Genomic DNA, 22134 nt, shown 5'->3' on the forward strand with positions numbered 1-22134 from the left:
CCCGTCATGCCTGCACCAGGTCTAGCGCGGCGCGGGCGATGACCCGTTCCTCTTCGGCGGGCAACACCCAGGCGGTGACGGCCGCCCCCTCGACATGCAGCCGCGGGGCATTTCGCGCGTTCTTTTCCGCGTCGTACCCAGCCCCGGCCCAGGCCAGCCCGTCAAGGATCGCCGCGCGGACACGGGCAGAGTTCTCGCCGATGCCGCCGGTAAAGACGACGGCGTCCAACCCCTCCATCGCCGCGATCAGGCTGCCTCCATGGCGCCGCGCCCAGTAGGTGAAATGCTCGATGGCAAAGGCCGCGTCGTCGGCGCCGCTTTCCTCCAGCGCGCGCATGTCCGAGATCCCGCCCGAAAGGCCCGCCAGCCCGGCGCGATTGTTCAGCAGGTCGCGCGCGCCGTCCAGCCCGCGTTCTTCGGCGATGCGCAGAACCGCGTTCGGGTCGATGCTGCCGGACCGTGTGCCCATCGTCAGCCCGTCGGTCGGGGAATACCCCATCGTCGTCGCCACGCTGCGCCCGCGCAGGATCGCACAGGCCGAGGCGCCATTACCCAGGTGAAAGGCCAGAACACGTTCCGGCAAGGCCCCGGCCAGAGCCTCCAGCCGCGCGACAAGCCCGGCATAGCTGAGCCCGTGGAAGCCGTAGCGCCGGATACCGGCCTCGGCGCAGTCGGGCGGCAGCGCATAGCGCTGCGCGACCTCTGGGCAGCCGGCGTGAAAGCCGGTGTCGAAACAGGCCACCTGCGGCAGGTCGGGCGCCAGCGTGGCCAGCGCCTCCATCGCCGCAAGGTTATGCGGGTTGTGCAAGGGCGCCAGCGGTGCGCAACGATCAATCTCGGCGCGCACCTCGGGGGTGACAAGCAAGGGGTCCGCCAGGTTCGGCCCGCCATGCACGACGCGGTGGCCGGTCACGCGCAACGAGGTCAGAGCGACGCCCTGAGCCGCCAATGCGTCCAGCACCTCCAACAATGCGGCACCGTGATCCGGCGCCATCACCTTCTGGCGCAGGACACCCATGCGCAGCACCGCCTGTTGGCCGATCCCGTCGACCCCGCCGCGCAGCACCTCGTGCAGCGCAGCGTCGAAGACCACGCATTTGATCGAGGAGGACCCGACGTTCAGGACAAGAACATCCCCTCCCGCCGGGTCAGCCATCATTCCGCCGCTTTGGCCGGTGTCTGCGGGCGCATGTCCGAGGGGTCGATCCCCGCCACCACAACCGGTTTCTTCATCGCGTCGCGGCGGAAGGGTTCGCCAAGTTCCTGGTTGATCATCGCCTCGATCAGCGTGGTCACGCCGTTTTGCATCTGGTCGGTGATCGCCTGGTTCAACGCCGCCGTCAGCTCATCCATCGTGCGGGCGATGACGCCCTTGAGACCGCAGGCCGAAGCGATCCCGGCATAGCTGACGCCCTCGTCCAGTTCGGTGCCGACGAAATTGTCATCGTACCACAGGGTCGAATTCCGCTTTTCCGCGCCCCATTGGTAATTGCGGAAAACGATCTGGGTGATCGCGGGCCACTCGCCGCGTCCGATGGCGGTCAGTTCGGTGACCGAAATGCCAAAGGCACCGTCACCGGCAAAGCCGACGACTGGCACATCGGGGCAGCCGATCTTGGCCCCGATGATCGAAGGCAGGCCATAGCCGCAGGGGCCAAAGAGGCCGGGCGCCAGGTATTTCCGCCCCTCGTCGAAAGAAGGATAAGCGTTCCCGATCGCGCAGTTGTTGCCGATGTCCGAAGAGATGATCGCCTCGCGCGGCAGGGCGCTCTGGATCGCGCGCCAGGCCATGCGCGGGCTCATCCAGTCGGGCTTGTCGGCCCGGGCGCGCTGGTTCCAGCTGGTGCCTGGGTCGTCGTCCTCGTGGGTCATCTCGGTCAGTTGCTGCGCCCAGCGGCTCTTGGTTTCGGCAATCCTTGCGCGTCGCGCCTCGCGGCCCTCATCGCCCGCGGTGTCGGCCAGCTTGTCGAGGATGCCGTGCGCCACCTTGGCCGCGTCCCCGATGATGCCCACGCTGACCTTCTTGGTCAGGCCGATGCGGTCGGGGTTGATGTCGACCTGGATCACCTTGGCGTCCTTGGGCCAGTAGTCCATGCCATACCCCGGCAGGGTCGAGAACGGGTTCAGCCGCGTGCCCAGCGCCAGCACCACGTCCGCCTCCTTGATCAGTTCCATCCCGGCCTTTGATCCGTTGTAGCCCAAGGGCCCCGCGAACAGCGGGTGGCCACCCGGGAAAGCGTCATTGTGCTGGTAGCCCACGCAAACCGGCGCCTCCAGACGCTCGGCCAGCGCCATGCTGGCGGCGATCCCGCCCTCGGACAGGACCACCCCGGCGCCGTTCAGGATCACCGGGTTCTTCGCCTCCGACAGCAGCGCGGCCGCGGCAGCGACCGAATTTTCACCCCCCGAAGAGCGCTCGAATTCGATCGGCTCGGGGAGGTCGATGTCGATGACCTGGGTCCAGTAGTCACGCGGCACGTTGATCTGGGCGGGCGCACTGGCAAGCTTGGCCTTGGCGATCACGCGGGTCAGCACCTCGGCGATGCGGGAAGGGTCGCGGACCTCTTCCTGGTAGGCCACCATGTCCTCGAACAGCTTCATCTGCTCGACTTCCTGGAACCCGCCCTGCCCGATGGTCTTGTTTGCGGCCTGCGGCGTGACCAGCAACAGCGGCGTATGGTTCCAGTAGGCGGTTTTCACGGCGGTGACGAAATTGGTGATGCCCGGCCCGTTCTGAGCGATCATCATGCTCATCTTGCCCGAGGCGCGGGTATAGCCGTCGGCCATGAACCCGCCCGAGCCTTCGTGCGCGCAGTCCCAGAACATGATGCCCGCGCGCGGGAAGAGATCGGAAATCGGCATGAAGGCCGAGCCGATGATCCCGAAGGCATGTTCGATCCCGTGACGCTGAAGCACCTTCACGAAGGCTTCTTCGGTGGTCATTTTCATAGGCCGCGCTCCCAAGGCAAAGGCGCCGGCAGAAGGTGCCGGCGTTTGCGGGCCAATCTACTGGCGGGACGGAGCGCCGAATAGGGCCAGTTAGAGGGGCGGATTAAGGCCAGAATGCAGCGGCTGGAGTATGACGATACGAGGTCCGTGATACATGTGCCGACGACGACCGAATTGCGGACGCAATGGACGTTTAAAGAACACCTCGTAAAGACTACTTTCAGGAGCGCATTCGCTGTCGGCAAAGCCTTGGTCTTTATTTTACCGCGTTCGACCAATATGCTTCTACTGCGGACAAACAAGCGGCGTCAGACCAGCACGTCTGACTGTTCAGATTTTGCGCTTGTAGAACTGCTTCAGTTGCCGCGATTGCATCGTCGTCTACTGAGACACTGATAAAGAGTTGCACCCCTTTGACTGTTACGGCCTCTCCAAGCGAGGTCACTGTACCTCGCGGTGCTCCGGGGAAAATGGGTTCTCCCAATTTACCTAATCGCTTGCGGAGTGTTCGAATTCTACGCTCAAGGACAACTCGTTCAATCTTGAGCGCATCTGTACAAGCAAGAACGTCATTGTAGCTACGGCCTGAGATGACAAGACGAACCGTTCCCACGCCGCCACCGGCCACGATCTCGCTTTGACTCGGGTTAATGGCAACGTTCGGTTCGAAATCCAAGTGCCTTGCCAAAAGGAAAACGAATGGAGAATTCAAAGCCGACATATTAGAACAGATGACGTCAATCGACTCAGCGCGGCTCTCGTGTGCAGCAAAAAAAGTCAAAAAAGCCACAACCAATCGGAAGGCTAACGCTTGGAACATCGCGATGATCAACATGTTGGGTGCGTTTCTGCCAGCTTCATAGCATTTGAAAGCTGGCCCCACTATCCATAGGCGGTATGATAACCTTCATTCGCTGCAGGTGCTAGGTCTTGGAGGTTTGGGCTCGAAGCGGACCTCGCGGCACCTTCCCTTACAACCGCGACAGCAACTCCGCCTTCTTCGCGGCGAATTCGTCCTCGCTGAGGATGCCCATGTCGCGCAGGCTGCCCAGCTTTTCCAGCGCGGCAAAGATCTGGTCGGAATCGCCGTCCTGCTGAACCGGCGCGGGGGCCGGCTCGGGCTGGAAGCTGGGTTCGGGCTGGTAGACCGGCTCTGGCTGCAACGGCGCCGGCTCTGGTTGGGCAAAGGATGGCTCGGGCGCGGACCCCGCCCCCGAAATCACCGGAAGCTGGTTCAGGTAGACCGTCCCGTACTGGCTGGTGAAGGTCCAGCTGGCATCGCCTGACTGCTGCTGCCCGACGCCGCCGATCAGGTGGTCGCCGGTGTCATAGACCGTCACCTGCCCGTTCAGGTTCACCGCCAGCCGCCGCGACTGCGGAAAGATCGCGTAGCTTAGGTTGTTTTGCGAGCCCTGCGACGAGGGCTGGCCCAGCTCCGATGGCCACCAGGAGCCAAAACTGCCGCCCGAGAATGTCATCGAGGCGCCGCCCTGCTGCTGACCCTGCCAGCTGCCCTGCGGCTGCGGCGCGGGCTGGTAGAAGGCGCCCTGGTAATAGGCATTGGCGATCTCCCCACAGAGGTTGTTCACCGTGTTCTGCAACCCGGTGTTGAACATGTCGCCGACCATCGTCATGCCGCCGGACTGCCATTGGCCCATGCCGCCCAGTTCCGGGACGTTGAACTGCGCTTGCATTCCGCCGCCACGGCTGACGGCATCCATCATCGACAGGACCGCGTCGGGGCTCAGCCCATAGGCCTGCGAAAGGCGGGATTGCACGGCCAAACCGTGATCTGTGAGGGGGGACATGATGTGCTCCGGCCGCTTCGGGCTTTGAGGAAAGACTCGGACCCAACCGGTAGCACATGCCGCGCCGCAGCACCAGCAGGGGCCTGCGGTGTCAGGCGCTCCGGACCCTGCGCGTATCGCGTTTGCGCGCCACCGCCTCGTGCAGGAGTGCCGCGGTCCGTCGCCCCCAGGCATCCCAGTTGAGCCGCTCCTCGAACTCGGCCCGCGCCGCGCGGCCGAGCCGGGCATAGCTGTCGGGCGCATCGAGATAGGACAGGATGATGCGCGCGAAATCAGTGGCCTTCGCCCCCAGCGGCAAGGTATGGCCCGTGATCCCGTCACGAACCGGCACGCCCCCCACCCGCAGGCAGAGCGACGGCAGGCCGTGGGCGGCGGCCTCGCAAAAGGCGAAGCCGTAGGATTCGAAGGACGGCATGACCATGAAATGCGCCTCGGCCAGGGCGGTGTCAAAGATGGCCTGCTCCTCGGGCACGGCCTTGTTCAACTGCGGGTAGACGGTGACGAACGGGTTAACATGATCCTCTGGCGGCACGCAGCCGATCACGGTCAGCCGCGCATCCACTTCCGCATCGCGCAGCGCCATCATCGTGTCGAAGGCCACCGGCCCGCCCTTGGCCAGCCAGTCACGCCCGACGACCAGCAGGCGCACGGGCTGTCCCCGGCGCAGGCTGCGCGTTGCGGGCGGCGGCGGAGCGGGGATATTGGCGCCCCAGGGCACCAGCCGGCTGCGGTCCGGTGTGATGCCATAACGGCTTTCGACGGCCGTCCGCAGCCATTCCGACGGCCAGAGCAGAAGATCCGCCCGCGCCAGCGCCGCGCGCTCCTGCCGTTCGACCCAATCGTCAAGGAGCCGGCCCAGCTTGAAGATGCGTTCATGCGCCTGCCCGATTTCGGATTCGCGGTAGACCGTCTGCGTCGCGTCCGAGGTGAAGGCCGCGACCGTATCCGAAGGCACCCGCACCCCCGCCAGCGCGTGCAACGCATAGGCCCCGAAAAGCACATCGTATCGGCCCCGCCGCAGCTCTGCCTCGATCGGACGCGCGATCACCCGGCGCAAGGCATAATGCGCACGCCAGCGCGCGCGCAGGCTCACCCGCTCCGGCATGGCTTGAATGAGGCGGCGCAGGGGGTCTGCCGCGCCCCAGGTCTGCGGCAAGACCGTGACCTCGCCCGCGTGGCTCCGCAACGCATCGAAAATCCGCGCATTTCCGCCGGAATACAGGTTCCGGTCCAGCGGCGACATATCGCACAGATAGGCGATGCGGAGAGTGTCGGGGGTCATGGGCCTCTTCCCGGTGCGGGTCTGATCCCTGCAATGATAAGAGAAACTGGCCTTTTTACGACCGTTTCGCGCCCAAAAGGACACGACGCCCGAATTGCGCCGGATTTCACTCTTTTGCTTCATTACAGCCGCGACTTTGCCCCGCCCCCTTGCTAGGTCACACTGGAACCCGGCGCATCCCGCGTCCAAACGCAAAGCGACCATGCCCAACCAGATTGCCTTTCTTGCACTGGCGGCAAGCCCGATTTTCGTGGCCGTGATGATGTCACGGCTGCGCCTTGATCGTGCGATCATCTGGTCGCTGATGCTGTGCTACCTGTTCCTGCCGGAACCGCCGGCGGTCTTCGATTTCCCGATGATGCCGCCGCTGGACAAGCACAACATTCCAGCGCTGATGGTCTTTGCCCTGACCTTGTGGCGCAAAGAAGCCAGCGGCCCGCTGCTGCCCCGATCGCGGCTTGGCAAGGTGCTCTTGCTGACTTTCCTGTTCTCACCCGTGATGACGGTCCTCAACAACGCAGAGCCGGTGTTCTTCGGCATCGTCGGCCTGCCTGCACTGGGGATCAAGGACGCGGCGGCGCTGGTTCTGGAACAGATCCTGATGGTGCTGCCCTTCCTGCTAGCCCGCCAGCACCTGGCCTCTGGCGGCGCGATGCGGGAACTGTTGCGCGCGCTGGTCTTCGGCGGTCTGATCTACACGCCGCTGATGTTGCTGGAGATGCGCGTCTCTCCCCAGCTCAACAACTGGGTCTACGGCTATTTCCAGCATTTCTTCGCCCAGACCATCCGTTTTGGCGGCTACCGGCCCATCGTGTTCCTCTACCACGGCATCTGGGTGGCTTTTTTCCTGATGACCTCCGTTGTCTAGGCATGGGCACTGTGGCGCTGGCACGAAGGCCAGACCCGGATCAAGGCGCTGGCCGTGGCGGGCTACCTGACCCTGGTCCTGATCATGGCCAAGTCGCTGGCGGCGCTGATCTTCATGGTTCTGCTGGTGCCCCTGGTGGTCCTGTTGGCCCCCCGTGCGCAGCTGCGCATCGCGCTGCTGATCGGCGCGGTGGCCCTGGCCTACCCGATCCTGAAAGGCGCCGACCTGGTGCCGCAGGAGCAGATGCTGGCGCAGGCTGAAAAGATCGACCCGGACCGCGCCGGCTCTCTGCGCTTCCGTTTCCAGAACGAGGACACGCTGCTGGAACGGGCCTACATGAAACCGGTCTTCGGCTGGGGCAGTTGGGGGCGAAACCACATCCTCGATCCGTTCAGCGGGGTGATCCTGACCGTGACCGACGGGTTCTGGATCGTCTCTCTTGGTACCTATGGCTGGGTCGGGTTTCTGGCCCAGTTCGGCCTGCTGCTATGGCCACTGGTGCTGATATGGCGCGCCATGTCGATGCAGGCCCCCGATGCGGTGTCTCCCTTTGTCGGGCCGCTCTCGCTGATGCTGGCGATCAACGTGGCGGACATGATCCCCAACGCGACGCTGACACCGATGACCTGGCTGATGGCCGGCGCGCTGACCGGCTACGCCGAGCGCCTGCGCGAAACCGCACCCAAGCGGCGGCAGGCCACCGCTGCAGGCCACCTGCGGCGGCGCACGGCGATGTAGAGAGGTCCCTGATGTCCCAAAGACCCCGCGTCCTCCTGGTCGCCGACGAATGCAACCCGGAGTGGCCCTCTCTGCCCATCGTCGGCTACAAGTACGCGCTGGAAATCGGCAAACGGGCGGATGTGACCGTGGCCACACATGTCCGCAACCGCGAGAACATCGAGAAGGACGGGCCATCCGTGCCCGTGGTCTATATCGACAACGAGTGGATCGCCTCACCCATGTATCGGCTCGGCAGGCTGATCCGGGGCGGCGATGAGGTCGGCTGGTCGACCTCGATGATCTTCAACTACCTGCCCTATCTTGCCTTCGAACGCGGCGTCTGGCGCCATTTCCGCGATGACCTGCGGGCCGGGCGTTTCGACATCGTGCACCGCATCACGCCCATGTCGCCCACCCTGCCCAGCTGGTTGGCGCACAAGGTACAACAGCCCTTCGTGATCGGCCCGCTGAACGGCAACCTCGACTGGCCGCGCGCCTTTGCCGCCGAACAGGCGCGCGAAAAGGAAGGGCTGCGGAAGTTGCGGAAGTTCTACAAGTATCTGCCCTTTGCCCGCAGCACCTATGACGATGCCGCCGCCGTGCTCTGCGCCTTTTCGCACACGCGCGCCGACCTGCCCCGGGTCGAGGATGGGCGCATCGTTTCCTTCCCCGAGATTGGCTTTGACCCTGCCATCTTTCACGCGACTGGCGCCGCGCCCGCGGGGCGCCGTGGCAACGGCCGACTGGATTTCCTCTATGCGGGCCGCCTTGTCCCCTACAAGCTGCCCGAACTGCCGATCCGCGCCTTTGCCGCCTCCGCAGCGCTACGCCGCCACCACCTGCATGTGGTCGGCGATGGCCCTGAACGTACGAGGATGGAGGCGCTGATTGCCGAACACGGGTTGGGGGACTGCATCACGATGCATGGTCGCAAGAGCCAGGACGAGGTGGCCGAGATGATGCGCAAGTCCGACGCCTTTGTCTTTCCTTCGATCCGCGAACTGGGCGCGGGGGTGGTGATCGAGGCGATGGCCTGTGGCTGCCAGGTGATCGTGGCGAATTACGGCGCGCCGGGCGACCTCGCCGATCAGGGTCGGGGTGCGCGGGTCGACATGGGCACCTTCGACCGCATGGTGGACGGTTTCCGCCTGGAAATGGAGGCCTGCGCCGAGGCCCCCGCCAACATGGCCGAGACCGCAGAGCGCGCGAAATCCTATGCCGACGGCTATTTCCCTTGGGCGAAAAAGGGCGAAAAGACCGTCGATGTCTATCGCGCCCTGCTCGACGGGCGCAAGCTTGAAGGGCTGGGCTATTGACCGGCTTCACCACCGAACGGCTGCGCGTCACCCCCTGGGGGACGGCGCTCGACGATCCGGCCAGCCGCGCGGCGATCGAAGACCGCCTTGCCCGGATCCTCACACCGCCCGTCCTGCGCCCGCTGCCGCCGTCCGTGCAACTGGACGGCACAGCAGAGCAGATCGCCAACTGGATCGCCACGCGCCGGGCCGCATCGGAGGTCTGGCTGGTCGAGACCGGCGAGGCCCTGATCGGCCTGCTCATGCTTTTCTCCGATCCCGAGGGCGACCGGGACTCTGCACATCTCGGCTACCTTTTCGCCGAAGAGGCCTGGGGCAAGGGCTTTGCCACCGAACTGGTCCAGGGCCTCGCAGCGCATCTCGACGCCACCGCTCCCATGACACTCCGCGCCGGCGTGGACCGCAGCAACCCCGCCTCCGCCCGCGTGCTGGAAAAGTCCGGCTTTCTCCCCGATCCTGGGGCGGGGAGTCCCGAAACCCTGCGCTTTCGCCGCCCGCCACGGTGACCGCCGGCAGGTCAATCTGACCGGGTGATCAACTTCGCCGGAACCCCCGCCACGGTGGCCCCGGCGGGCACATCCCGCGTCACCACCGCGTTGGCGCCGATCACCGCGTGATCCCCCACCGTCAGCGGCCCGATCAGCTTGGCCCCCGCGCCCACGTCGACGTGACCGCCCAGCACCACCGGCCCGGCCAGCGTCACCTGGTGAAAGATCATGCAGTTCACGCCGATCCTCGCCTCCGGGTGCACGATGATCCCCGTCGGATGGGTCAGGCGCAGCCCGCCGCCGATCTCGGTCGTCAGATGCAGTTCGCTCTGGCACATCAGCGACCAGAACCAGTGATTGAGCACCCAGTATCGCGCCACCATCCGTCCCAGGGGACCACGTCCGCGCCAGGCCTGATACCGGCGGACCGCGCGGATCATCTTCTTGCCCGGTTCCCAGAACCGCTCGATCCGCTCGCGCGACCAGTCCGGCACTTTGGCCGAGATCAGATTTTCCGCCATTCCGGTATCCAACGCCCGCGATCCGCCATATTACTGCCCTGAAATGCGGTATCCTAAGGGGTATGGCAACACTCTGACCGCAGGGTGCGCATAACCCGGAGCCTCCGGAAGGACGAAAATGACGCTCTCGCCCCTTGGTCGAGGACATCCGCAGGCATGAGCGCGCCTGCGCATACGCCTCTCCCCTACCGGGGGGAGATCGACGGGCTGCGCGCGGTCGCCGTGCTGGCCGTCGTACTCTATCACTTCGGCCTGCCGCTCTCTGGCGGTTTCGTGGGCGTCGACATCTTCTTTGTGATCTCGGGCTTTCTGATCGGCGGCATCCTCTGGCGCGAATATGATTCCACGGGCCGCATCAGCCTGCCGAATTTCTACATCCGCCGCTTTCGCCGCCTCGCCCCCGCCTTTTTCGCCATGTTACTGGTGACGACGGCGCTGGGCTGGGTCCTGCTGCTGCCGTTCGAGTTCCGCGAATACGGCAAGGCGGTGATCGCCTCCACGGTCTACCTGTCGAACGTGCTGTTCTTCAGGCAGGCGGGCTATTTCGACACCGCGTCCGAGGACAAGCCGCTTTTGCACACATGGTCTCTGGCGGTCGAGGAGCAGTTCTACATCTTCCTGCCGCTGGCGATTGTCCTGCTGGCGCGCTGGCGCTGGGGGGTGATCGGCGTTCTGGTGGCCTGCTGGGCCGTGTCGCTGGCCGCCTGCGTGCTGATCACGCCACTGTCACACACGGCCACCTTCTACCTCTTCCCCTTCCGGGCGTGGGAGTTGCTTTCGGGCGTTCTGTTGGCGATCTGGGGGCATGAGACCCGCGCAACATGGCGGGGCCATCCGGCGCTGTCCTCGGTCGGGCTGGTCATGGTGCTGGCCTCGATCTGGTTCCTTCCCGCGGGGCCGCTCTTTCCCGGATTGCTGGCCATCCCGCCGGTGTTGGGCACCGTGCTGCTTTTGTCATCGGGCACCGGGGCCTGTGCGGTCAACCGGCTGCTGACGCATCCCTGGATGCGGATGGTCGGGCTGATTTCCTACTCTCTCTACCTGTGGCACTGGCCGGTCTACACACTGGCCACATCGCTGCGGGGCGAGATGGGCCTGCCGGAATCACTGGCATGGATGGCGCTTTCTTTCGGGCTTGCCTGGCTGTCCTGGCGCTTTGTCGAACTGCCCGTGCGCCATGCCCGCACGCTCACCGGGCGCTCTGTATTTTCAGGGGCGGTGCTGGCCTCGACTGTCGCGCTGGCCATTGGCGGGGTCCTGTTCAAGGGTGACGGGGTGCCATCCCGTTTCGGCCCCGAGGCGCGGGTGCATATCGCCGCCTCCGGCGACTTCCTCCAGGACTGGAGCCGCTGCTATACGCCCGATGACGGCCCGCTTGACGGGTTGGAAGTCTGCCCGATCGGGCCAGAGGGCGCGCCGCGTCTACTAGTCTGGGGCGACAGCCATGTCCGCGCCATGAAAGAGGGGCTGGAGGTCGCCGCGCATGAGGCCGGGGTGCCCGGCATCATCCTCTGGCGCGCCGGGTGCCCGCCGCTGTTCAGGCTGCGCAAGGTCGAAAGCGCCGCCACCGCCGGACAGGACATGGCCTGCACCCAGGCCAACATCCAGATCCGCCAGGCCCTGCCCGCGCTCGACAGCCTCGACTCGATCCTTCTGATCGGGCGGTGGAGCTATTATGCGACCGGGCAGGGCGTCGGGCTGAATGCCCATGACAGGATCGCGCTGCACCCCACGGACCGGCCCGTGTCCACCAAGGTGACGCAGGCACAACTGCTGGCGGAGGCCGCGCGCGACACGGTGGCAGAGCTACGCCGCCATGTGCCCCGCGTACATGTCCTGCGCCAGCCGCCGGAAATCCCGCTGTACAACAGCCGTCTTGCCGCGCGCGAGGCGGCCCATGCGGGCCTGCCCCTGGCCGCGCGCCCACGGACAGAGGCCAGCGTTCCGGCGGCGGCCATCGTGCTGCGGGCCACCCTGTCCGATGCGTCCTGGCTGCCGCTGGCCGAGCGGGGCGAGATCACCTTGCTCGACACATGGCCACAGTTCTGCGCAGAGGGCACCTGTTCTGCCGTCCAAGGCGGGCAGGGCCAGTATTTCGACAACAACCACCTGACCAATTCCGCCGCGATCCGCATTCGCACGGTCCTGCAGCCGGTCTTTCAATCGCTGATCCCTGAGGTTTCGATGCAAGGGGCCTCGGACGGATGACGTCACCGTTCGACACGGACTGGGATGCCATCGTCATCGGCGCGGGCATGGGTGGCGGCACGCTGGGCCGCGCCCTGGCAGAGGCCGGGCAAAAGGTGCTGTTCGTCGAGAAGGGCGCAAAGGGCCTGCGCAGCGAAAGAAATGGCCTGACAGATGTCTTTGTCCCCGAGGCCCGCGCCGCGCGCGGCCTCTGGCCCGATCCGCTGCATGTCTCGCTGGATGGCGTGGAAACGCGATTCTTTGCCCCCTTGGGCAGTGGTCCGGGCGGCAGTTCTGTCTTTTACGCGGCAACGCTGGAACGGCCTGAACGGCACGACCTGGACGACCAGCCCGGACAGCCCCATCCAACAGGTGGCTGGCCCGTTGGCTATGATGAAATGGCCCCTTGGTACGACCGCGCCGCGCGGCAATTCCGGGTGCATGGCACGCCCGACCCGCTCTCGCCCGAGGCGCCGATGCCGCTGGACACCCCGCCGCCCCTGCAGGCGGCAGAGGCCGCATTGACCGAAAGCCTGCGCGCCGCAGGCCTGCATCCCTACCACACCCATACCGGCATCGCCCGGGTCGAGGGATGTGAGAACTGCCTGGGGAAGAAATGCCCCAGGGCCTGCAAGATGGATGGACGCTCTGCCGGGGTGGAACCGGCACTGGCCACAGGCAACGCGCATCTTGTCACCGGGCTCGCGGTCACCCGCCTGTTGACCGACGGCACGAGGATCACCGGCGCAGAGGTCCGCGCCGATGGCCAAACGCGCAGGCTCGGCGCCAAGCGCTTTATCCTCGCCGCAGGCGCCCTGCATTCGCCCCGCTTGCTGCTGGCATCGGGCTGTGAGGCCGCCCCGAAGGGCCTTGCCAATTCCTCGGGGCTTGTCGGGTGCAACCTGATGCTGCATGTCGACGAACGCTTTGCCCTGTGGCCGAAACGCGGCGTACCGGAGAGCGGCGCGACCAAGGCGATTTCGTTCCGCGACTTCTATCACTGCGAGGAAATGAGGCTGGGCGCGGTGCAGGCGATGGGCATCCGCGCCTCCTATGGCGAGATGGTGCATTTCCTGAACCGCATGTTCGACCTGCGCGGCCAGCCGCGCCTGCGCGCCCTGTCGCGCCCACTGGCCGCAGCCGCACAGATCCTTCTGGGCCATGCGCAACTGTTCGTCGGGCTGATGGAGGATTTCCCTTACGCCCATAACCGGGTGCTGTACGATCCCGCGAACCCGGAAAAACTGGCCGTGACATATACCCTGTCGGATGAGCTGCGCCTCCGCCGTCGCGCCTTTCGCAAAGCGCTGCGCAAGGGGCTGCGGGGGCACAGGCATCTGTTCCTGTCGATGGCGCCGGAACTGAACTGGGGGCATCCCTGCGGCACGCTGCGGTTCGGACATGACGCGATGCATTCGGTCACCCGCGCCGATGGCCGCGCCCATGATCTGGAAAACCTCTGGGTTGCGGATGCCAGTTTCATGCCCACTTCGATGGGCGTGAACCCCAGCCTGACGATCGCCGCCCATGCGCTGCGCGTCGCCAGCCACATCCTGGAGGAACAGCGATGACCCGGATCACGCCGGAAGACGGGTTTGCAATTGTCACCGGCGCCGGCTCCGGTTTGGGCCGCGCGCTGGCCCGCCAGTTGAGCGACGCCGGGTTTACCGTGGTCGGCACCGGGCGCCGGGCCGAAGCGCTGAAGGAAACCGGCGCAACCTGCGCAGGAAGGTTCGAGGCACTGCCGATGGACGTGTCGGATTTCGCAGCGGTCCGGCAGGGCTTTGCGCAGGCCACTGTCCGTCACGGCGCGCTGGCATTGCTGATCAACAACGCCGCCGTCTACCCCAAGCGCGATGTCCTGGACGAGACACCAGAGATGTTCTGGCAGAGCATGTCCGTCAACCTCGGTGGAGTTTACGCCTGTTCCTGGGCCGCATTGCAGGACATGGCGCCGCGCGGCACGGGGCGCATCCTGAACGTTTCCAGCTATGCCGACATCGCCCCGCTGCCCGCCTCCGCCGCCTATTCCGTGTCGAAGGGTGCGCAAAGGGTGCTGAGCCGCGCCCTGATCGCCGATCTGTACGACCGTTTCCCCGGCATCGTCATCACCGACTGGCTGCCCGGCGCGCTGGCCACCGGCATGGGCGTCTCCGAGGGGCTGCCGCCAGAGACTGCCGCGCAATGGGGGGTGAAACTGGCCCTGATGCGGGATCAAACCTTGAACGGCGCCACGTTCGAGCGAAACATGGAACTTCTGCCGCCACGCGGGCTGAAAACCAAACTGAAAGATACCCTGCTGCTGCGGCGCCCGCGGCGCCGAAGGCTCTGATCCCTTGGGAAGGCTGACCCGTGTCCGTCACCCCGTTCAGGTCTTGCGGTCGCGGAAGCGTAGCAGCATCGCCCGCACCGCCAGCCCCGGCAACGCGAGGGCGCATTTGGCATAGCGTCCAGCCAGGCGTCCCGGGTCCAGCATCATCCGCCACACCCATTCCATCGCGATCCGGCGCACCCATTTCGGCGCCCGCTGCTGGGTCCCGGCAAAATAATCCAGTCCCGCCCCGATCGAGGCAAAGCCCACCTCGGGCGCGACCCGACGGCCCGCCGCGGAGAAACTCTCCTGCTTGGGCGCCCCCAGCGCGACAAAGCACAGACGCGCGCCAGAGTCCGCGATCTGCTGCAACATCTCTTCGGCCTGCGGCCCGACCGGGTCGAATCCCATCGGCGGCGCGATCTGGCAGACCACCTTCAGGTCGCGCACCTCGCGCTCGAGGTATTCCGCCGCCGCCTCCAGCACCGGTCGGGACGATCCGAACAGCGCAACGGTCACGCCCTGCGCCGCCGCGATCTGCGCCAACGGCATGATCGCCTCGGATCCCGGGATCAGTGACACGGGCCGCCCCGCCAGCCGCGACAGCCAGACGATCGGATAGCCATCGGCCACAACGAAGTCCTGTGCGGCATAGATCGTACGGAAACTGTCCGAACCGCGCAGCTTGACGATATGATCGAGGTTGATCGTGGCCAGCGAAAAACCGGCACGGCGGGCAAACCGCTCGCGCACCCGTGCCTCCAGCACGGCCCATGTCGGCACGTTCACGACAACCGTGTCATCGCCAAATCGGAATTCCATAACGGCACCCTGTTCCCCCGCCCGCAGCAATAGCCTGTTCCCGCGACATTCGCAGTGACCTTTCCACAATAGTTTTGCCCTTTTTGAAATCACTGGTGCCGCACTGCCGCAATTTCCCGGTGCACGTCGAAATATGGCCATGTTTAAGTGTTCTATCTTTGCGGAAACACAGGCGGGCCAAGGGTGGCACAGTGAATTCGAGCAAGTCGGAGTCGGGCGCGGGTCAAGGCGCGCAGGCCGGGCAGGTCGTGTTGCTGGGATGTGGCTTTGTCGCGGATCTCTACATGCGTTCGCTGCCCGCCATGCCGGGGATCAGCGTTGCCGGCGTCTGGGACCATGATCCCGACCGGTTGCGCGTTTTCTGTGACTTCTGGGGTTTGCCGGTCCGCGACAGCCTGGCGGATCTTATGGACCGCGCGCCGGGCGCGCTGGTGCTCAACCTCACCAATCCCCGCGCCCATTTCGAAACCTCGCGCGCCTGCCTTCAGGCGGGCCGTCACGTCTATTCCGAAAAGCCTCTGGCCATGACGCTGGAGCAGGCCAAAGAACTGCACAAGCTGGCCCGGGACAAGGGGCTGGCACTCGCCTCGGCGCCCTGTTCCGCACTGGGCGAGGCGGCACAGACCCTGGGCCACGCCCTGCGCACCGGCGTTGCCGGCACGCCCCGGGCCATCTACGCCGAACTGGACGACGGGTTCATCCCGCAGGCCGCCTATCACAAGTGGCTGTCGGATTCCGGCGCCCCCTGGCCCTACGAGGATGAATTCCGCGTCGGGTGCACGATGGAACACGCGGGCTATTACCTGACCTGGCTTATCTCCTGGTTCGGACCGGTGCGCACCGTGGTCGCCGCCTCTGCCGAGACGATCCCCGCCAAGGAGGGGACGGGCCCCTTTGCGCCGGACCTGTCGGTGGCAATGCTGTTCTTCGACAACGGGCCGGTCACCCGGCTGACCTGTTCCATCACCGCGCCGCACGATCACCGTATCCGCGTCTTCGGGGACAAGGGCGTGCTGACCTGCAATGCCGCATGGGACAATGCGGCCAAGGTGAAATTTGCCCGCCGCCTGACGCTGCGGCGGCGCCAGATCGAACATCCCTTGCCCCGCACCTTGCGCCTGCCGCAACCCACGCACCCCAAGGTCACGCGCTGGGGAGCCGCCGCGATGAACTTCATGCTGGGCCCCGCCGAGGTGCTGGGCGCACTGCAAGAGGGCCGCCCCTGCCGCATGTCGAACGATTTTGCCCTGCACTTGACGGAAGTCTCGCTGGCGATCCAGAACGCCGGAGAAACGACAGGCGCCCAGACCATGACCACGACCTGCGAACCAATGGAACCGATGCCGTGGGCAAGTTGACGGTTGTCATCACCGGTGCGGGCGGCTTTCTCGGCCGCGCCTGCGTGGCAGAGGCGCGACGCCGGGAACTGCCTGTCCTTGCGTTGTATCGCAGCACCCTGCCGGCGGATTGGGCCGGGGACGCAGGGATCACGCCGCTGCAACTGGACCTGACCGCCACCGATGCCGCAGACCGCCTGCGCGCGGCCCTGCCCGGGGACTGTGCCATCATCCATGCCGCGGCCCACCTGGGCGGCGACCCGGCTGCAGTCGCCCGCGACACATTGAGCGCGACCCGAACGCTGCGCGAGGTCTGGCGGGACAGCGCTGCTCGGCTTGTGCTGATCTCGTCGCTTGCCGTCTACGATACCGACGCGCTGTCGCCGGGCGAGGCGCTGAACGAAGCCAGCCCGTTGATCCCGTTGCCCGATACGCCGGAACAGGCCCGCGACGCCTATGCCGGGTCAAAGCGGCTGCAAGAAGCGCTGTTCCTCAGCGACGCCGGCTTTGAAGACGGCTGGATCCTGCGGCCAGGCGCGCTTTGGGGGCCGGGGCGGACGTGGCACGGGATGCAGGGGTTCTGGGCGTCCAAGCTCTTTGTCACCATCGGGTCGCACGGCGAACTGCCGCTGGCGCATGTGGACCTTTGTGCCGAAATCGCCGTCGAGGCCGCGCACGCGCCCACCTCCGGTCCCGGCATCGTCAATGTCTTTGACGACGACCGCCCCACCCGCGCGCGCTTCCTGCGCGCGCACAGGCGCTGTTTCGGCTGGCCGCGCCTGAACGTGACGGTGCCCTACCGGGCCTGGCTGGCGCTGGCGCGCCTGTTGAAACCCGTCTCCGGCCATCTGCCCGGCCTCTTCCGAGAGAGCATCCTGCGGGCACGGCTCATGCCGCTGCGCTACCCCAACACCCGGATGCGCAGCGCCTTTCCGGGCGAGGACGTCGATACCTTCGAGGGATTGATGGCCCGCGCGGCAGAGGATCGCGCATGAGCTTGCCGAAACTGGCCTATCTGACGGGCGAATACCCCCGCGCCTCCGACACCTTCATCCAGCGCGAGGTTGCCGCCCTGCGCGCGCTCGGGCACGAGGTCGAAACCTGTTCGATCCGTACAACCGGGGCCGAACATCTTGTCGGACCGGAGCAGCGAGAAGAACACGCCCGGACCTACAAGGTGCTGGACGCGGCGAAGAACCCGCTGACCCTGCTGCGCGCGCATCTGCGTTGGATGCGCCGCCCGGGCCGCTACCTGGCCGCGCTGAAACTGGCCTGGCGGACAGCGCCCAAGGGCGTGAAAGGCCGGCTTTACAACCTGATCTACTTTCTCGAAGCCGGGGTGCTGGCCGCCCATCTCGCGGATCTGGGCATCGACCACCTGCACAACCATATCGCCAAGGCCTCCTGCACGGTGGCCATGCTGGCCTCGGAAATGTCGGGCATTCCCTACAGTTTCACCATCCACGGCCCGGACATCTTCTTTGAGCCGCACCAATGGCGCATCGACGAAAAAGCGACCCGCGCCACGTTAGTTGCCTGCATCTCGGAGTACTGCCGGTCGCAGCTGATGTGTTTTGCCGATCAGACGCACTGGGACCGTTTTCACGTCGTGCATTGCGGCGTCGATCCCGACCGCTATTCCCCCAGCCCGCACGCAGGGGCGGACATGCACCTGCTGTTCGTCGGGCGGCTGGCCGGGGTCAAGGGCGTGCCGATCCTGATCGAGGCACTGCGCCGGATCGCGCCGGACACGCCCAACCTGCGCGTGACGATCATCGGCGACGGCCCCGACCGCGCCGCGCTGGAGGCGCAGGCACAGGACCTGCCCGTCACGTTCACCGGCTACCGGTCGCAATCCGAGGTCGCGGACGCCCTGGCGACGGCGGATCTCTTTGTTCTGCCCAGTTTCGCCGAAGGCGTGCCCGTGGTCCTGATGGAAGCGATGGCCTCTCACGTCCCGGTCATCGCCACCCGCATCGCCGGAGTGCCGGAGCTGGTGGCGCATGGCACCTCGGGCCTGCTGGTGGCACCCGGTGACGCCGAGGGGCTGCGGGACGCCATCAAGGCCCTGATCAACGACCCCGGGCGGCGCCAGCGGATGGGCCTGGAAGGCCGCGCCAGAGTCGAGACCGAATTCAACATCACGCGCGAGGCGGGCTGGCTCTCGACGCTGTTCCGTGGCTATGCCGCCGGGTCGCCGCCGCAGGGGAAACGCCCATGACGCCCGTCGATGTGGTCCTGATCGGCCGCAACGAGGGCGCGCGGCTGGTGGCCGCGCTGGCCTCTGTCCAGGGGCAGGCGCGCGAGATCGTCTACGTCGACTCCGGCTCTACCGACAACAGCCCGGCCGAGGCGCGCGCCGCTGGCGCCAAAGTGGTCGAACTGGACATGTCCACGCCATTTACCGCCGCGCGCGCCCGGAACGCCGGGTTCGAGGCGCTGTCCCAGCCGCGCATCGTCATGTTCATTGATGGCGACTGCACCCTGCAGCCCGGCTTTCTCGAAGCCGCCCGCGCGCATTTCGAGGCGCATCCGCGCCTTGGCCTCGTCACTGGCTGGCGGTCGGAAATCCACCCGGACGCCTCGGTCTACAACGCGATCTGCGACTGGGAATGGCATCGCCCCGCCGGGCCGATCCGGGCCTGCGGCGGCGACATGATGGTGCGGGCAGCGGCCTGGAGGGGCGTGGGCGGCATGAACCCCCGCGTGATCGCCGCCGAGGATGACGAGTTCTGCACCCGCCTGCGCAAGGCCGGCTGGCAGCTGGAACGCCTGCCGCTGGAGATGACGCGCCATGACGCGGCCATGCTGCGTTTTGGCCAATGGTGGCGCCGGGCGGTGCGCACCGGCCACGGGTTTGCACAGGTGGGCCACCTGCACCCCGAGTATTTCCGGACAGAACGCCGCCGCGTCCTGACCTTTGCCCTCGTCCTGCCGCTGCTGTTCCTGGCCGGGTTCCTCACGACGTCCTGGATCAGCGCACTTGTCCTGCTGATGTACGGCTACAGCCACTTCCGCTCGATCCGGGGGCTGCACGCCGACGGATTACCGCCCGGACAGGCGCACCGGCTCGCCCTGCTGCTCACCCTGTCGAAATTCCCGAACCTGATCGGCATGGCGCGGTTCCACGCCCGGCGGATTGCTGGCGCCAACATGCGGATTATAGAATACAAATGAGGGTTCAACCCATGTCCACACCCATCCGTGTCGGCCTGATCGGGGCCGGCTACATCGCAGACTGGCACGCTGACGCCCTGCGCGCGACCCCGGGCGTCGAGATCACGGCGGTCTGCGACAAGCGCGACAGCGCCGCCCGAGCCCTGGCAGAGCCGCTGGGCGCGAGGGTGTTCACAACTGTCGCCGAGCTGATCGATTCGAAAGCCTGCGATGCCGTACACATCCTGACGCCGCCAGATATACATAAGGATATAGCGACTCAGTGCCTCACCGGCGGGCTGCACGTGCTTGTGGAAAAACCTGTGGCCGAATCCGGTGAAGAGACCGAATGCATCCACAGGGCAGCGATTGCGGCAAACCGCAAATTCCACGCAGGGCACAACTTTCTTGGCCTGCCATCCTATGTCCGCATGAAAGAGGCGCTGGCCGCCGGGGACTATGGCCGCGTCTTCTCGGCAGAGATCACCTGGGCACTGCCGCTGGCGCCACTGCGGTCGGGTCCGTTCAACCTTTGGCTCTTGCGTGAGCCGAAGAACCTGCTGCTGGAACTGGGACCACACCTCGTGGCCTTCGCGCAGGACCTGTTCGGTGACATCGAGATCCTGCACGCTCATGCCACTCACCCCGTGATGCTGCCGGGCAAGGACCCGCGCCCGCAGGGGTTTCGAGTCCTGGCCCGTGCCGGTCAGGTCGAGATCACCTTTACACTGGCAATGGTGGAAACCATCGACGACCGTTCCGTCACCCTGCGCGGCTCCTCTGCCCGGGCGCGGCTGGACTTTGCCCAGGACGTGCTGGTGGTCGAACGGGAAAATGCCGCCGACCTCGTCGCCAACCCGCTGAAGAAACAGATGGAACTGTCCCGCCAGCATCGGCGTGAGGGTCTGGCGAATGCCTGGACACAGTTCCGCTCGCTGAACACCCGAAATCCCTATGGCCTGTCTTTCCGGGGCATGACCGCCGCGATCTATGGCGCGCTGGCCGAGGGCAAACCCCAGGATGCCCGCTTTTCCGGGGAAAGCGCGGTCAAGGTCATGCGCACCGTCGATGCGATGATCGCGAAACTGCCCCCCGAGATCCTGAAGACCGCCGCCCCTGCGGTGCAGACCCGACACCCAAAACCGACCGCCATGGTCATCGGCGGCACCGGGTTCATCGGGCGCGCCCTGACCCGGCGGCTTGTGGCCGATGGACGCGACGTGCGGGTGCTGTCGCGCGGGAAAACCGGCCCCTTCCCCGATCTGCCAGACAACGTCGAGACGGTCTCTGCCTCGCTGCATGATCTCGATGCGCTGACGGAGGCAATGCAGGGGATCGAGGTGGTCTTCAACCTAGCCAAGTCGCTGGACGACACCTGGGCCGGCTGCCTGAAGAACGATGTCGGCGTGGCGCTGCGGATCGCGATGGCAAGCGAGAAGGCGGGCGTGAATCGGCTGATCTACACCGGCACAATCGCCAGCTACGACATGTCCGATCCAAACGTGCAGATCACCGAGGACACGGGCTTTGCCGAGGACATGACAGATCGCAACCTCTACGCCCGGTCCAAGGCGGAATGCGAACGCAAGCTGCTGGAGTTGCACCGGGACCGGGGCCTGCCGCTGGTCATTGCGCGCCCGGGAATCGTCGTTGGTCACGGCGGGCCGCTGCAGCACTGGGGTATCGGGCGCTGGCATGGTGCAGGGGCCGTGCGCATCTGGGGGCACGGCCGCAACATCCTGCCTTTCGTTCTGATAGACGACGTGGCGGACGGGCTGGTGCGGATGATCGACGCGCCCGCCATTGGCCAGAGCTTCAACCTGGTGGGCGAGCCGATGTTTTCGGCCCGGGGCTATTTCAATGCCATCGAACAGGCCCTGGGGGCACGGATTCGCGTTGTTCCGGGAAATCTGAATGCCTTTTACGCCTCGGACGCGGTGAAATACCTGCTCAAGAAATATGCCCTGCGGCGGCAGGGCGTCGTTCGTCCCTCGCTGGCCGACTGGAAAAGCCGGGCGCATTTCTCACCCTTCGTGAACACGCGGCCCAAAGAGGTGTTGGGCTGGCAGCCCGAGACCGACAAGCACCGTTTCATCGAAGAGGCGATCACCAAGGCCAACCTCTTTGGCTTTTGACACTGCGAGGTCCGTCAACAATCCCTGTGTTTCCACCTTATTCTGGCCAGAATTGGCTGTTTTAACGACAATCGACCGGGTCTCCTTCTGGCGGCCCCGAACACGGAAAACTGAATCGCACCCCGCACGTTGGCGGAGCACAAGGGAAGCATGGTGTGCGCAATCGGCACGCGCCGCCCGGAAAGCTGCGGAGCAAGGGTCATGAACATGATGGACAGCCCAAAATTCCGGCGC

19 protein-coding genes are annotated in these 22134 nt (G+C 65.8%); 12 read left to right on the forward strand and 7 right to left on the reverse strand.

From position 1 onward, the window contains the following. Positions 1-4: 4 nt before the first annotated feature. From ACQY5B_RS22640 to ACQY5B_RS22660, 5 genes are all read right to left on the reverse strand, one after another. A complete protein-coding gene (locus tag ACQY5B_RS22640; protein ID WP_424976705.1) occupies positions 5-1159 on the reverse strand; it encodes an acetate/propionate family kinase in 1155 nt (384 codons plus the stop codon). Beyond that, the gene (xsc, locus tag ACQY5B_RS22645) at positions 1156-2949 is read right to left on the reverse strand and encodes a sulfoacetaldehyde acetyltransferase (RefSeq protein WP_420327248.1); all 1794 of its coding nucleotides are present in this window, start codon (positions 2947-2949) and stop codon (positions 1156-1158) included. The genes ACQY5B_RS22640 and xsc overlap by 4 nt, the downstream gene beginning before the upstream one ends. A gap of 256 nt (positions 2950-3205) precedes the next feature. Beyond that, positions 3206-3784, reverse strand: a complete 579-nt coding sequence (locus tag ACQY5B_RS22650) for a hypothetical protein (RefSeq protein WP_420327246.1) — start codon at positions 3782-3784, stop codon at positions 3206-3208. A gap of 136 nt (positions 3785-3920) precedes the next feature. Beyond that, on the reverse strand, positions 3921-4757 hold the full coding sequence (locus ACQY5B_RS22655; protein ID WP_420327244.1) for an SHOCT domain-containing protein: 837 nt from the start codon (positions 4755-4757) through the stop codon (positions 3921-3923). A gap of 91 nt (positions 4758-4848) precedes the next feature. Beyond that, positions 4849-6039, reverse strand: a complete 1191-nt coding sequence (locus ACQY5B_RS22660) for a glycosyltransferase family 4 protein (RefSeq protein WP_420327242.1) — start codon at positions 6037-6039, stop codon at positions 4849-4851. 202 nt (positions 6040-6241) lie between these two features. On the opposite strand from ACQY5B_RS22660, the gene ACQY5B_RS22665 reads away from it, so the two are divergent. From ACQY5B_RS22665 to ACQY5B_RS22680, 4 genes are read left to right on the forward strand one after another with little or no spacing between them, the layout of a single operon-like run. After that, positions 6242-6907 (forward strand): hypothetical protein, encoded by a 666-nt coding sequence (locus tag ACQY5B_RS22665; RefSeq protein WP_420327240.1) that lies wholly within the window; start codon positions 6242-6244, stop codon positions 6905-6907. 54 nt (positions 6908-6961) lie between these two features. Beyond that, positions 6962-7645 carry a hypothetical protein gene (locus tag ACQY5B_RS22670; protein ID WP_420327239.1) on the forward strand — a complete coding sequence of 228 codons (684 nt, stop codon included), beginning with the start codon at positions 6962-6964 and terminating at the stop codon, positions 7643-7645. Between the two features lie 11 nt (positions 7646-7656). Beyond that, the gene (locus ACQY5B_RS22675; RefSeq protein ID WP_420327237.1) at positions 7657-8943 is read left to right on the forward strand and encodes a glycosyltransferase family 4 protein; all 1287 of its coding nucleotides are present in this window, start codon (positions 7657-7659) and stop codon (positions 8941-8943) included. Further along, on the forward strand, positions 8940-9449 hold the full coding sequence (locus ACQY5B_RS22680) for a GNAT family N-acetyltransferase (protein WP_420327235.1): 510 nt from the start codon (positions 8940-8942) through the stop codon (positions 9447-9449). Before ACQY5B_RS22675 ends, ACQY5B_RS22680 begins: the two co-directional genes overlap by 4 nt. A gap of 11 nt (positions 9450-9460) precedes the next feature. Here ACQY5B_RS22680 and ACQY5B_RS22685 read toward each other — a convergent pair whose 3' ends face one another. After that, complete coding sequence (locus ACQY5B_RS22685) at positions 9461-9952, reverse strand: serine acetyltransferase (protein ID WP_305970147.1); 492 nt, start codon at positions 9950-9952, stop codon at positions 9461-9463. A gap of 156 nt (positions 9953-10108) precedes the next feature. Here ACQY5B_RS22685 and ACQY5B_RS22690 point away from each other — a divergent pair, with 156 nt between their 5' ends. From ACQY5B_RS22690 to ACQY5B_RS22700, 3 genes are read left to right on the forward strand one after another with little or no spacing between them, the layout of a single operon-like run. Further along, the gene (locus ACQY5B_RS22690; RefSeq protein ID WP_420327233.1) at positions 10109-12160 is read left to right on the forward strand and encodes an acyltransferase family protein; all 2052 of its coding nucleotides are present in this window, start codon (positions 10109-10111) and stop codon (positions 12158-12160) included. Next, the gene (locus ACQY5B_RS22695; RefSeq protein ID WP_420327231.1) at positions 12157-13710 is read left to right on the forward strand and encodes a GMC family oxidoreductase N-terminal domain-containing protein; all 1554 of its coding nucleotides are present in this window, start codon (positions 12157-12159) and stop codon (positions 13708-13710) included. The genes ACQY5B_RS22690 and ACQY5B_RS22695 overlap by 4 nt, the downstream gene beginning before the upstream one ends. Next, entirely contained in the window at positions 13707-14471 is a 765-nt protein-coding gene (locus ACQY5B_RS22700) for an SDR family oxidoreductase (RefSeq protein ID WP_420327230.1), read from the forward strand. Before ACQY5B_RS22695 ends, ACQY5B_RS22700 begins: the two co-directional genes overlap by 4 nt. A 36-nt stretch (positions 14472-14507) precedes the next feature. Here the strand turns inward: ACQY5B_RS22700 and ACQY5B_RS22705 are convergent, their stop codons facing one another. After that, positions 14508-15272 (reverse strand): WecB/TagA/CpsF family glycosyltransferase, encoded by a 765-nt coding sequence (locus tag ACQY5B_RS22705; RefSeq protein WP_305970143.1) that lies wholly within the window; start codon positions 15270-15272, stop codon positions 14508-14510. Positions 15273-15556: 284 nt separating this feature from the next. Here ACQY5B_RS22705 and ACQY5B_RS22710 point away from each other — a divergent pair, with 284 nt between their 5' ends. From ACQY5B_RS22710 to ACQY5B_RS22730, 5 genes are read left to right on the forward strand one after another with little or no spacing between them, the layout of a single operon-like run. Then, a complete protein-coding gene (locus ACQY5B_RS22710) occupies positions 15557-16630 on the forward strand; it encodes a Gfo/Idh/MocA family protein (RefSeq protein ID WP_420328578.1) in 1074 nt (357 codons plus the stop codon). Further along, positions 16618-17604 carry an NAD-dependent epimerase/dehydratase family protein gene (locus tag ACQY5B_RS22715; RefSeq protein ID WP_420327228.1) on the forward strand — a complete coding sequence of 329 codons (987 nt, stop codon included), beginning with the start codon at positions 16618-16620 and terminating at the stop codon, positions 17602-17604. The genes ACQY5B_RS22710 and ACQY5B_RS22715 overlap by 13 nt, the downstream gene beginning before the upstream one ends. After that, positions 17601-18830 (forward strand): glycosyltransferase family 4 protein, encoded by a 1230-nt coding sequence (locus ACQY5B_RS22720; protein ID WP_420327226.1) that lies wholly within the window; start codon positions 17601-17603, stop codon positions 18828-18830. The genes ACQY5B_RS22715 and ACQY5B_RS22720 overlap by 4 nt, the downstream gene beginning before the upstream one ends. Further along, a complete protein-coding gene (locus tag ACQY5B_RS22725; protein ID WP_420327224.1) occupies positions 18827-19786 on the forward strand; it encodes a glycosyltransferase family 2 protein in 960 nt (319 codons plus the stop codon). Before ACQY5B_RS22720 ends, ACQY5B_RS22725 begins: the two co-directional genes overlap by 4 nt. A gap of 11 nt (positions 19787-19797) precedes the next feature. Then, positions 19798-21900, forward strand: coding sequence for an NAD-dependent epimerase/dehydratase family protein (locus ACQY5B_RS22730; protein ID WP_420327222.1), 2103 nt, complete (start codon positions 19798-19800; stop codon positions 21898-21900). Positions 21901-22134 lie beyond the last annotated feature (234 nt).

The sequence above is a fragment of the Antarctobacter sp. genome (assembly GCF_965277915.1).
Classification (GTDB): Bacteria; Pseudomonadota; Alphaproteobacteria; order Rhodobacterales; family Rhodobacteraceae; genus Antarctobacter.